At 64.5% G+C, this 11,886-nt stretch carries 13 protein-coding genes; 5 read left to right on the top strand and 8 right to left on the bottom strand.

All coding sequences use genetic code 11. The features are described 5' to 3' along the window. From P4L93_05785 to P4L93_05810, 6 genes are all read right to left on the bottom strand, one after another. Nucleotides 1–1,167 (bottom strand): hypothetical protein (locus tag P4L93_05785; GenBank protein MDR3686446.1); only part of this gene is annotated, 1,167 nt, incomplete at its 3' end. Nucleotides 1,168–1,202: 35 nt separating this feature from the next. Next, complete coding sequence (locus P4L93_05790; protein MDR3686447.1) at nt 1,203–2,318, bottom strand: hypothetical protein; 1,116 nt, start codon at nt 2,316–2,318, stop codon at nt 1,203–1,205. A gap of 28 nt (nt 2,319–2,346) precedes the next feature. After that, the gene (locus tag P4L93_05795; GenBank protein MDR3686448.1) at nt 2,347–3,219 is read right to left on the bottom strand and encodes a cytochrome b/b6 domain-containing protein; all 873 of its coding nucleotides are present in this window, start codon (nt 3,217–3,219) and stop codon (nt 2,347–2,349) included. A gap of 217 nt (nt 3,220–3,436) precedes the next feature. After that, nucleotides 3,437–3,679 (bottom strand): DUF3343 domain-containing protein, encoded by a 243-nt coding sequence (locus P4L93_05800; GenBank protein MDR3686449.1) that lies wholly within the window; start codon nt 3,677–3,679, stop codon nt 3,437–3,439. Beyond that, nucleotides 3,679–4,833 carry an aminotransferase class V-fold PLP-dependent enzyme gene (locus P4L93_05805; GenBank protein MDR3686450.1) on the bottom strand — a complete coding sequence of 385 codons (1,155 nt, stop codon included), beginning with the start codon at nt 4,831–4,833 and terminating at the stop codon, nt 3,679–3,681. Before P4L93_05805 ends, P4L93_05800 begins: the two co-directional genes overlap by 1 nt. A gap of 8 nt (nt 4,834–4,841) precedes the next feature. Then, nucleotides 4,842–5,768 carry a LysR family transcriptional regulator gene (locus P4L93_05810; protein ID MDR3686451.1) on the bottom strand — a complete coding sequence of 309 codons (927 nt, stop codon included), beginning with the start codon at nt 5,766–5,768 and terminating at the stop codon, nt 4,842–4,844. 122 nt (nt 5,769–5,890) lie between these two features. On the opposite strand from P4L93_05810, the gene P4L93_05815 reads away from it, so the two are divergent. From P4L93_05815 to P4L93_05830, 4 genes are read left to right on the top strand one after another with little or no spacing between them, the layout of a single operon-like run. Beyond that, the gene (locus P4L93_05815) at nt 5,891–6,325 is read left to right on the top strand and encodes a transcriptional repressor (protein ID MDR3686452.1); all 435 of its coding nucleotides are present in this window, start codon (nt 5,891–5,893) and stop codon (nt 6,323–6,325) included. Further along, nucleotides 6,326–7,126, top strand: coding sequence for an energy-coupling factor ABC transporter permease (locus tag P4L93_05820; protein ID MDR3686453.1), 801 nt, complete (start codon nt 6,326–6,328; stop codon nt 7,124–7,126). It begins immediately after the preceding gene. Further along, entirely contained in the window at nt 7,123–7,929 is an 807-nt protein-coding gene (locus tag P4L93_05825; protein MDR3686454.1) for an energy-coupling factor transporter transmembrane component T, read from the top strand. Before P4L93_05820 ends, P4L93_05825 begins: the two co-directional genes overlap by 4 nt. Next, entirely contained in the window at nt 7,926–8,828 is a 903-nt protein-coding gene (locus tag P4L93_05830) for an ABC transporter ATP-binding protein (GenBank protein MDR3686455.1), read from the top strand. The genes P4L93_05825 and P4L93_05830 overlap by 4 nt, the downstream gene beginning before the upstream one ends. A gap of 51 nt (nt 8,829–8,879) precedes the next feature. Here the strand turns inward: P4L93_05830 and P4L93_05835 are convergent, their stop codons facing one another. Both P4L93_05835 and P4L93_05840 read right to left on the bottom strand, forming a co-directional pair. Further along, nucleotides 8,880–9,899 (bottom strand): glycosyltransferase family 4 protein, encoded by a 1,020-nt coding sequence (locus P4L93_05835; GenBank protein MDR3686456.1) that lies wholly within the window; start codon nt 9,897–9,899, stop codon nt 8,880–8,882. Next, nucleotides 9,900–11,141 carry an FprA family A-type flavoprotein gene (locus tag P4L93_05840; GenBank protein MDR3686457.1) on the bottom strand — a complete coding sequence of 414 codons (1,242 nt, stop codon included), beginning with the start codon at nt 11,139–11,141 and terminating at the stop codon, nt 9,900–9,902. A gap of 185 nt (nt 11,142–11,326) precedes the next feature. Between P4L93_05840 and P4L93_05845 the strand changes: the two genes are divergently transcribed. Further along, nucleotides 11,327–11,886, top strand: a 560-nt coding sequence (locus P4L93_05845; protein ID MDR3686458.1) for a glycosyltransferase family 1 protein, incomplete at its 3' end; no start/stop codon positions are given.

The raw sequence follows: 11,886 nt of genomic DNA on the forward strand, positions 1-11,886 counted from the left end.
CACGTGGTTCTCGATGTCGTGAGAACCGTGGCACTGCCAACATGCAGGAGCATCTGCCGCGCCATCCTTGTACTGCTTGCCGTGATAGTAGTCGTTGTACGAGTTGTACTTGTCGAGATGGCAGCGTGCGCAGACGCCGAATGCATCGGCATGCATGGCCGCTTTGCCCTCGGCGGTATCCAGCGACTGAATGTCGTGCGGGCGGTAGTGACAGCCCGCGCAGGTCGCGGCGTTGTAGTTCCCGTCGCGGATCTTCTGGGCGTGAATCGACTTCTCGTAGTCAACAACCGGCTGCGACAGCTTCGGGTCCTTGAGAGTCTGGTGGCACACGCCGCACTGCAGGCCGGCGTTGATGTTCCACAGCTTGGTCGTGCCGGGAGTGTTGGTGTAGTTGAAGTCCGGGTGGCACTGCTGGCATGTGATCTGGTAGTGGACCGAGTTAGGCACGCCCGTCACTTGGAACGACTGGTTGCTGCCCTGTACCGGGGCGAGCAGCGTCGAGTCGCCGTGACATGCGTAGCAGCCATCCTTGGAGTTAACCTCGCCTGGATCGTACGCCCAGCCGTCCTTGGGCTGCCACACGACGTTTTGCTGCTGGTGGCAGGTATCGCAGTCGGACTGCGTATGGCACATCATGCAGTCCTTGTTGGTGTCGGTCGTCGCGCGAGCGACATGGCCTTTACCAGCCCAGTCCAAGGTGCTGTTGTACGGACACGCGAGCTGCCACTTGGGAGTGTTGTGGCAGGCGTCGCAGTTCGCCTTGGCCAAGATGCCCTGCGGCCCGTGATACAGACCGTGGCAGTTCATACAGATCTTCATCGTGGGCCGTTGCGTACCAGTCTTCTGGTGCGGGAACTGCGTGTGGCAGTCGGCGCACTGCATCTTGACGTGGTAGCCGTGGGAGAACTTGATGTCGGTCGCGAAGTTGGCAGCCGGATCATACGTGGCGTGGCACTTGGCGCAGACATCCTCCTCTACGGTCATGTTCTGCAGCTGGTCAAGCTGGCCGAGCAGGTCGGTGACCGAAGTCTGCGGAGTGCTGACACTGGTACCGCTATCATCGGCGAATGCCGGAGCCGCGATGATGACAGCGGCGACCACTATGGCGGTCGCGATGGCTACGCTGAGCAGCCGTGACAATCTGGGCCTGACGCGCATGGTGTGCATACCCTTCTCCCCGTCGGTGCCTTAGGCGGCCCCGACTATGACCCGCTCTTTCCAAAAACCGAGAGTACCGTGTGGAACGCGTTCTCAATGGCAGTGGTGGCAGTATCCACGGCCGACATGATGGGGTTGTGTGAAACCACGTATTGCCGTGAGTGAATGAATGGAGCATACGCCGCGACGTACGTGTCACTCGCACTCTTGTGACACTGTGCGCACGTCGCCGTTAGATTGTCTGGATTAGTGGACGACTGCAAGTTGCCCGTCGGCAGGATCAGGTGCGAGCGGTGGCAGTTCCAGCATGCGGGAGCGTCCGTGGCTCCTCGGCGATAGGCTGCACCGTGGTAGTAGTCGTCGTAGGTTGTAGCGGCCTTTACGTGGCAGTTGCCGCACATCGTAAGCGCGGAAGCCTGGATGGCCGCGTTGCCGGCGGCGTCATTCTTGGCCGGCACCGTGTGGCCGGAGTGGCAGTCGCCGCACAGTGGCTTGGGCATGCCCGGTGCCGAGGAGCTCGCGCGCCCGACAGTCGAGCTGGTGGCCCCGCTGCCCGACGTTGAGTGGGCGCTCTTGGCCCAATCGAGGAACTCCTGCGGGTGACACGCGCTCTGACCGCATGAGGATTTCGCGACCGTGCGCCAGTTCTGGCCCGGCTGAGTGGTCGGGTGGGGCGTCTTGTACGCGAAGTCGATGTGGCAGTCGGTGCATAGCAGCTTTGCATGCGCCGAGTGCTCGATAGTCGCCGTGGACACGTACAGGCTGACGGTGCGCCCGCCCTCGACCCGCACGAGGTTTGGGTCTCCGTGACAGACGAGACAGCCGGACTTGCCGTTGGTGCCGATCGACCAGTCGAGGTTGTAGGTCGCGGTTGTGTTCTTAGAGCCTGGGACAACCGGAGTCGTGTAGACGCCCAGATTGTTGACCCCCGGCGGGACATATGTGGGAGCCACAAGACCGAACTGCTCCGCCTGATGCTGCTCCGCGGCTGCGGCGTCCTTCTGAGCTTGTGCCTGCGCTGCGGCCTGCGCCTCGGGCGAAAGCGGCGGCGGCGGAGCCGCGACCGGGGCTTCCGGGTACTGGAATGCAGCGTATGCCAAACTCGGCAGCGCGAGCACAGCCACCAGCATCACGAGCATCAGTACACGGCGGACGGACATTCTCTGGTCTCTCTCGTCCGGCAGAGCCCTATGGGTGTTCAGTTCCAGCTATAGCTGGCGTCTCCTCGTAACCGAGGCCGGGATTGTTCAACTTCTTGTCATGATGCGCCGCACCCGCAAGACCAAAGAAGTCGAGGAATGCGGGGAAGTCCTCGGTCACCGACAGGTAGACATGGATCGTCGTCAAGATGATGAAGAGCCAGTTGATCAGGTAGTGCGCAGTACGTGCGTACCAGCCGGCAAGGTCGATCGATCCGACCCACGCACCCAGCCACCAGCCTACGAGCAGGTCGCGCGGCGTAACGCCCGCGTGCCCGAAGAAGTTCAGGCTGGCCGTAAACGGAATCGTGAAGGTAAGCAGAGCAAGTCCCGTGAAAGCCTGCACGATCAGCAACGGTACGAAGATGATATACGTACTCTTCTGCATCACATTGTACTTGCCAAGGTGCGGCTTGGAAGGCTTGATGAAGATGTAGTACTGGATGACCTGGAACGCGGTCGTGATGTCACGCTTGGTGACAGCGAACTCCTTGTAGTCGCGGCGATCGGAAGCGAATGCGTACCAAAGGCGCGCGACTAGGTTGATGATCACGATGACCATCGCGACGTAGTGGACCCATCGCATCTCCGTGCGGCCGCCGTTGAAGAACGGGAAGCGGATGTACATACCGGAGATGGCCAGCACGATCATCGCGGCCACATGCTGGAAGTGGAGCAACTTGGGTGTTGCCGGAATCGGGCCACCCTCGTGCTGCGGCCACTCCCATCCGACAAAACGGCGCTTGGCTCGGCCGGTAAGGATGTTTCCCAGGAAATGCACGGACAAGCCGACCAGAATCGCGGCGTAGAGGGCCGTGAATCCCACATCGAGCCAGACGTTCAAGTTCGTCAGCGTCAGCATCGAGCTCCTGACACCCCCTACTCCCTTTGTCGCGCCGCCGATAGGGCGGGCTTGACGGCTTGCAGGATTGGGAACGGAGTTTAAAAGCCCGCATCCTTGCCGGTGGAGTGCGGCTCGTTCTCAGTTTGTAACAGCAGTTACACGCAGGATAGGGACGTGCTACAGGGGTGTCAACGAACCCCGTGCCAGCGCGAATCGTGCTTGGCGCACGCCCGAGTCACACGTCGAGAATAGTCGCGTGCGCCGAGATGCCGATTCCAGCGCTCTGGAGGTAGGCGGTTGCTCGCTGCTCGTCGGCCGGAGCGATGCGCAGAGCGATGCCGCACAGCGCTCCAATCGACTTGGGCGTCGGGATGGGAACGACGTCGATTCCCAGGTCGCCGAGGAGGGACTCCGCGTCTAGCGCGTCGTGCGTGCTGGGGAAACCGAGCACCACGAACGCCTGCGGCTCGCGGGCCATCACGCCTCGCCCACCAGTCGAGCCAGCGCGCTCAATGCGGTTTCGATGTGTGCGTCGGTGTTGCGCCAGCCCACGCCGAATCGCAGCGCGCCGGTCGCCGCCGTGCCCAGGCTCTCGTGCGCCCATGGCGCACAGTGCAGTCCTGCACGCACGGCCACGCCCCACTCGCGATCCAGCACGAACGCGAGCCGATCGGCGTCGAGTCGTTCGTGCACCGCCGAGACGATCGGGACTCGCGGCACGTCGGGCCCGGGGCCTAGCACGCGGAAGCCGCCGATCGCCAGGATGCCCTCGTGCAGCCTGCGGGCAAGCCTGCGCTCCTCGGCGCGCTGCACGTCGGCGTCCTGGGCGAGAAATCGTGCGGCAGCGCCGAGGCCGGCGATGCCAGGCGTGTTTGGAGTGCCGGCTTCGTAGCGATCGGGGCGCACATCGGGCTGCTGAGCATCCGCGCTCGAGCCTCCCCCGGTGCCGCCAGTGACGAGCGGTGCAGGGCGGCAGTCGGGCGCGAGGTACAGCACGCCGATACCCTGCGGGCCGAGCATGCCCTTGTGCCCCGAGCACGCCCACGCGTCCACGCGAAGCGAGGAGAGCTGGACGTCAAGGTGACCGCCGGCCTGCGCGCCGTCTACCAGCGCCAACGCACCCGCCGCGTGCGCGGCAGCGACGATCTCGGCGACCGGCTGGATCGCTCCGGTGAGATTGCTGGCGTGCTGGAAAACGACGGCGCGAGTTGGTGCCTGCGCGAGCGCTGCAGCAATCGCCTGAGCGCTGACTGTCCCGGTCTCGTCGGCGGCTACCACTACCACGTCGACGCCCTCGCGAGCGAGCAGGTTGAGAGGGCGGGCGACCGCGTTGTGCTCGATGGACGTCGTGACGACCCGATCGCCGGGCGCGATCAAGCCGCGGAGCATGAGGTTGAGCGCCTGGGTGCAGCCCGGTTGAAAGAGCAGATCGCGGGCATCGTCCACGCCGAGAAAGCCGGCAAGGTCACGGCGCGCGCCGTGAATCATGCGTGCCGTAGCAAGCGCCAGCCGATGCGCTCCCCTCCCGGGGTTGCCGCCGTACTCGGCGAGTGCGTCAGCGACCGCGTCGACAACCTGCGGCGGCTTGGGCCAGGATGTCGCCCCGTGATCGAGATAGACGATATCGTCCAATCCGACCGTCACTTTGCGGCGTAATCGGCCGATAGGGCTGTCTCGCACTCGATCGCGTGGCGCAGGTGGGCGTGAAACGCGATCGCAGCACGTGTCTGCGTGACCTTGGGCATGACGGCGAAGAACGAACGCGTCACGGCCGGCGCGGCCACGTCGACACGGCAGATGCTGCCCTGCGCGAGCGCTTTGTCAGCGACGTAGTGCGAGACCATCGCGATTCCAAGGCCGCCCTCGACCGCGTTGACGATGGCCTCACCCGAGCCAAGCTCGACGAGAACGCGCAGCTCATCGGGGTCGACTCCGTGCTGTTCGAGTGCCGCACGGGCGACCTGCCCAGTGCCCGAGCCCGGTTCGCGGGTGACCCAGTCGGCCTCGGCGAGTTCGGCAAATGGCACGGCCTTACGACCCGCGAGCGGGCTGCTCGGCGAGCAGATCACGTAGAGTTCGTCGCAGCCCAGCTCCTCGAACTCGGCCTTGGCCAACGTGTCGATGGCGCCGCAGACTCCGAAGTCGGCTCGGCCGCCCGCGACGGCCGCGACAGCCTCGGCGGTGTCCTGCACGCTTATCTCGACCTGCACCTGAGGGTGCAGCTTGAGGAAGTCACCGAGCACGCGCGGAATCACGTAGTCTCCAGGGGTAGTGCTTGCCGCGATCGTGAGGCGGCCCGTGATTGTGTCGGAGAGCGCCGAGATGTCCTCGCGCGCCCGAACGAGCTCGGCCAGCACGCTGCGCGCATACGGCAGGAGCGCCTCGCCCGCCTCGGTGAGCTCAACTCGGTGATAGCGGCGATCCAAGAGCGTGGCACCGACGTCGCCCTCGAGCGCCTTGATCTGCATGGTGACGGCAGGCTGCGAGATCCCAGACTGGCGTGCGGCCTCGGAGAAGGACCCGAGATCGACGACCGAGACAAAAGCTCGTAGCTGCGTGACGTTCACTATTCCTCCTCGTAGAGGCCTTTGGCCACCGCAATCATAGGTGATATGCCCACTGGACGCGGAACGGGTACACTCGCAAGTGAGAACCGTTCTCACTTCCCCACGAGCCGAGGAGCCGAGCCGTGCCTGCCAGTCATGACCCCGCCGACGCCGCGTTCGGCAGCGCTCGCATCAGCCCACAGCGGCGCGAGATCGTCTCGGCGGTCGAGGCGCTGACGGGAGCGTTCACCGTCGAGGAGCTGGCGCGCACCACGCACGCCCGCGACGCGAGCATCGGAACCGCAACGGTCTACCGCGCGGTCGCGGCGCTCGAGGCGAGCAGGTGGCTCGAGCGCGTCGGCGAGCGGGACGGCAGCGCGCTGTTTGCGCGGTGCCAAGCCGGTGCGCACCACCACCATCACGTCGTCTGCGAGCGCTGCGGGCGCGTCGAAGTCACCCAATGCCCTGTCGAGATCGCCGCTGCCGAGAACCCCGACGGTTTCCGCATCACACGCCACGAAGTCACGCTCTACGGCCTGTGCCCATCCTGCTCGGCCTCCGGTACGGGAGTGTCGTAGATGTCTCACATCCACATCCCCGACGGCGTTCTCCCCATCTGGCTGTGGCTCCCGGGCTGGATCGTCGCGCTGGCATTGGTCTTCATCGCCGGTCGATACGCCGAACGCGCCGACGTGCGCCGCAAAGTGCCGCTGCTGGCGGTGGTCTCGGCGCTGATGCTCGTGGCGATGTCGAGCGAGATCGTGCCGATCGCCTACCACATCAACCTGACGGTCGTCTCCGGCGTGCTGCTGGGGCCGGCGCTTTCGGTGATTGCGGCGTTCATCGTCCAGGTCGTGCTGGCGATGCTCGGCCACGGCGGCGTGACCGTGTTGGGCCTCAACACCCTAGTGATTACCTCCGAGATGATTGCCGGTTGGGCTCTGTTCCGGCTGCTTGTGGCCGTGCTTGGGCGCTCACGCGTGCGCTGGGCCACGGCAATCGCGACCGTGTTGACGCTTGCAATGAGCACGACGCTGCTAGTCGCGATCGTCGCGCTTGCGGGAGGCGGTGCTGCCGCGGCCCGTGACACCGGCGCGCTCAACCCGGCGTCGCTGACGTTCGCGAATCCATTCTCGAGCGGCGTCCTGCATATCGGCCTTTTCGCCGGCGGCGAGCACACGACGCAGGCCGCAGGCCTCTCGGTGGCCCGGTTTGCGGCAGTCGTATACACGCTCGGGTCGATTGGCTGGGTGCTCGAGGCAGCGGTGAGCGCGTGGATCCTAGGCTACATCGCACAGGTCCGGCCCGCGCTGTTGTGGGAGGGCGCGCTCAAGGAAGGCGCACACCATATCATCGGTGACGAGACGGGGCAGCTGTGAGCAGCGGAATGGGGCCGATCGATCGATCGGCGACCGCCGACCTCGGCTGGCTGCATCGCGTCTCAGCGGCCGGCAAGTTGGCTGCGTTTGCGCTGGTAGTCGCGGCGACTATTGTCACGTGGAACGCCCTGGTGGTGCTCGCGTTGCTGCTGTCACTCGCTGCGGTGGCGACAGCAGCTCGAATAAACCTCAAGCTGACCTTCACCCTTGCCGCCTACCCTGCCCTGTTCGCAGCGGTGTTCGCATTCGCGTCGGCACCCGACGCGTTGACTGGCACCGTCATCGTGCTCAAGGCGGTCTGCGCTGGGCTGGCCGCGGTGACCGTCGTAATGACGACGCCGTACCCTCAGGTATTCGCTCCAGTACAGCGAATCGTTCCGGGCGTCGTGGGTGACGCCCTGCTCATGACGTACCGCACGACCTTCCTGCTGCTAGGTAAGTTCTCGAGCCTGCTGCGGGCGGTTCGCTTGCGTGCGGGGCTCCGGGGCACACATCCGATTCGCGCGGCGCGCGTCACGACGCAGGCTCTCGGCGGCTTGCTGTTGTACTCGTTCGACCTCGCGCAGCGCGACTACGACATCCTGCGCCTTCGTGGCTACACCGGCCGACTCCGCGTCAACATGCCAAGGAGCGCCGATCGTCGAGTCGATATCGTGCTCGTGTCCGCCGCTGCGCTAGCGCTGGCCACGAGCATCGCCTGGCGGTTCGGCTCGGCGACGCTCAATCCGTACAGCTGGCTCCTGCTCTTCCCCGCCGCCGCGATGCTCGCGGCCGGCCTCGTTGTCCGACGGAGGACCTCATGACCGACACCGCCCACGCACACGATCACAGAGCGCACTCTCACGTACCCGCCGAGCCACCAAGCGCTGACGAGGTCGTCCGCGTCAGCTGCGTGCGGCACAGCTACGAGGATGGCACCAGCGTCTACCTGTGCGGCATCGACTTCGTCGCTTCGCGGGGAACGCGCACCGTGCTGCTCGGCCCGAACGGCTCGGGCAAGACGACGCTGATCTATCACGTTCTGGGGCTGTTGCGCGCGCAAGAGGGCACGGTGCGGGTATTCGGCGTCGACCCTGCCGCAGACTGGCCGGCCGTGCGGCAACGCATCGGCGTCGTGCTCCAGAACGTCGACGAGCAGCTGCTCATGCCGACAGTCGCCGACGACGTGGCGTTCTCACCCCGCCAGTACGGTCTGCCCGAGGCCGAGGTGCAGGTGCGGGTCTCGGCGGCGCTCGAGCTGCTGGGAATCGCCGAGCTGGCCGGGCGCGTGCCGCACGATCTGTCCGGCGGCGAGAAGCGCAAGGTCGCGCTCGCGGGGGCGCTCGTGATGGAGCCTCAGCTGCTGGTGCTCGACGAGCCCTTCGAAGGGTTGGACCCCTCGGCGCGCAGTGGTCTGGTCGAGCTCATCGAGCGTCTCGCACGCGAAGAGGGCGTGACGGTAGTGATGTCGACGCACGATATCGACTCGGTTGCCGAGCTCGCTGACTACGTGTACGCCCTCAAGCCCGGCGGCGAGATAGCCTTGCGCGGCACTCCCGAGGAGGTGTTCGCCCATGCAGACCTGGTCGCCGCGAGCAACATCAAGCCGCCCATCCTGGCCGAGTTATTCGCGGGCCTGCGAGAGCGCGATTCCGGCTCGCCCGATGTGGTGCTCACTGTCGGCGAAGCAGTAAATGCACTCGCCGCCTGGAAGTGCGAGTAGAGCGCGACAAGGCTCCGTTCGCCGGCGAATGACGCGACGACGGACCAACGGCTAACGCGGCTCGATGCCGTATGCCTTCTCCCAAAGGCCCACATTACCCGTGCTCGTGCGCGTCTCGGCCCACGCTCGGGCCCCGGTCGCAAGATGTGCGCGGAGAGCCGGGTCTTCGATCAACCGCGAGAGATGCTTGAGCCAGTCCTTTGGGTTGCGCGCGAACAGACCGGTCTCGCCGTGCTTGAGGCTGTTCTCGTAGGGCGCTACGCGCGACGCGACGAACGGCAGCCCGATCATCGAGTACTCGAGGAGCTTCAGGTCGCTCTTGGCGACGTTGAATCGCGTGCCTTGGAGTGGGGCCATGGCAATGTCGAACTCGTAGAGAAGATGGGCGTACTGCTCGGTTTCCACGGGCTTGAGGTAGCGCAGTCTCGGATGCTCGTCGAAGTAGCCCGGGTTGATTCCGGCCAACCACACCTCCACGGCGGGATAGCTGTCGAGTATCTGCGGTAGCACTCTCGCAACGTCGTGCAGATCTTCGTAGTGCGTGGGACTGCCCGCCCAGCCGATGATCAGGTCATCTCCCGTCTTCGGAGGCTTGCCCTCCGTCGGCCAGTAGGCCGGTGGCAGCATGTTGGGGAGGATGGTAGTGGTCGGCGTGAAGCGCCGAACCACCTGCTCGAGGGGCGCGGTCGACACTGTGACCTGCTGACAGGCACGAATCACGCTGACGAGCCCTTCGAGCCTGCCTGGGATGGCCCAGAACTCGTACGCTGGGTTACTCGGGTTGATACACCAATAGTCGTCGTCGATGTCGAAGACGGTCATCTTGCCGGCTTCGTTCGCCTGCTCGACCAGCTCGAGGATCGCTGGCTCCCAGAGTCGCTGAATGACCAGCACGTCGCACCAGTCGACGTCGTCGCTCGTGAGGGCGGGCTCCAAGCGGACGCTATGCCCTCGCGCTGCGAGCGCAAGACCCGGGACCCGACAGCGGTACCACGTCGAGCCGGTGTACGTGTCGACAACGTAGAAGATCTTCTTCGGGTTGCTCGTCAAGGCGTCAACGGATTGGGTCATTCACTCGGCTCCTCGTTCTTGAGTCGACGCTGGCTTGTCGTCGGCGGCGCCTCTCGCCTTGACCAGCTGCGCGTACTGGGCGCCCCACGCTCGGGCGGCCGCAATGTCGTCTCCGGACGGCTTGTACCTGCAGGTCAGAGCTTCGTAAGGCAACTCGAACCCGATCTCCTCGAGGCGTGCGGACATCTGCTTGGTTGCTCCGCCCGACCAACCGAAGCTGCCGAAGGCGCCGCCGATCTTGTTCTTGAGCTTAATCCCCGACAGGTACTGCAGGAGGCCAGCGACGCGGTAGAGCATCCCGTGATGCAGAGTCGGGCTACCGACGAGCAGGGCGCGAGCATCGACCATGTGCCGCGTGATGTTGGCAAGAGAGGAAAGCGCGATATCGAAGAGCGCCACGTCGACGCCCTCAGCGGCCGCGCCGTCTGCGATCTCGCGGGCGAGCACGTCGGTAGAACCCCACATCGTGGAGTAGACGATCACTATCTTGTCGTCGGTCTCCTCGGCGATGAGCCGGTCGTAGGTGTCGAAGACGGTCGGGATCTGATCGTGACGCCAAATGACCCCGTGCGACGGTGCGATCACATCGCAGACCCATCCTTGGTCGATGATCTTGCTGATCGACTTGCCCACGGCGGTGGCGACTGGCGTCAGGATGTTGGCGTAGTAGATCACGAGTTCCTCGACGGCAAGCTTCAGGTCGATCTCGTCGGCAAAGCGCTCGGAGGTGGCCAGGTGCTGGCCAAACGCGTCGTTAGGCATAAGCGTGCCGGACTCGGCGCAGAACGTGAACATCGAGTCGGGCCAGTGCACCATCGGCATTGGCAGGAAGCGAAGCGTCTTGCCGCCGAGGTCGATCACGTCATCGGGGCCGACGGCGTCGACCTTCAGATCGGGACCGTGGTAGCCCGCGATGCCCTTGACGCCACCGGAACTCGCGACCACTTTGGCCTGCGGCATGGCCTCCATGACGGCCCGCAGACCGCTGTTGTGATCGGGCTCAACGTGGTTGACCACGATGTAGTCGATCGTGTCGAGCGTTACGACCTCGACGATGCGCTCGAGAAGCTCCGGGACGAACTGGAGCTTGACCGTGTCGACCAGCGCGGTCTTGTCGGCGCCTTGGACTAGGTAGGCGTTGTAAGTCGTGCCATTGGGCGTCTCGAAGCCGTGGAAGTCGCGAAGGTTCCAGTCGATCGCCCCGACCCAGTGGATACCATCGGAAACGCGAGTTGCTTGCATGTTGGAGCCTCCCGAGCAACGAGGGCGACATATCCGCACGAGTGCCAAGCCGGGCAGCATCGTAGCGGATAGTCGCCGCAAGAAGGTCGAACAAAGCGACGTTTGCAGGATGTTACACTGCCGCGAGATGCTCGTGTTAGCACACAGCGATGGCTCCCGGACACCACGCGCGGATGGAGTTGACCGTGGATACTTACCCGAGCGAACGGGTGCCGACTGCGCGACACACGATCTACGTATTGTCACCCGACGTTCAGACCCCCACGGGCGGCATCAAGGTGCTCTATCGCCACGTGGATATCTTGAACGCCCACGGGTACCAAGCGTTCATCCTTCATCGGAACCCTGGCTTTCGCTGCACGTGGTTTGAGAACACCACGCCCGTAGCGTACATGCCCCACGTGCAACCTTCGCCAGACGACCTCTTCGTAGTGCCCGAGGTCTTCGGCCCAGATCTGGCCGACATCGCTCCCGGGAACAAGAAGATCATCTACAACCAGAGCGGCTCCCTGACCTTTCAGGGGTATCCCATCGACGGCTCCGGCGATAGAACGCCCTACCTGGATCCGGATGTGGTCGCAACCTTCGCGATCTCGGAGAACGTCGTCGACTACGTTCACTACGTGTTCCCGAACATGCCCGTCTATCGGATGCGATGGTCGATCGACAACTCGTTGTTCTCACTGGTGGGGTCCTCGCGCAAGAAGCGCCAGATCTGTTTCATGCCTCGTCGTCGACCCGAAGA

It is taken from the genome of Coriobacteriia bacterium (assembly GCA_031292615.1).
Classification (GTDB): Bacteria; Actinomycetota; Coriobacteriia; order Anaerosomatales; family JAAXUF01; genus JARLGT01.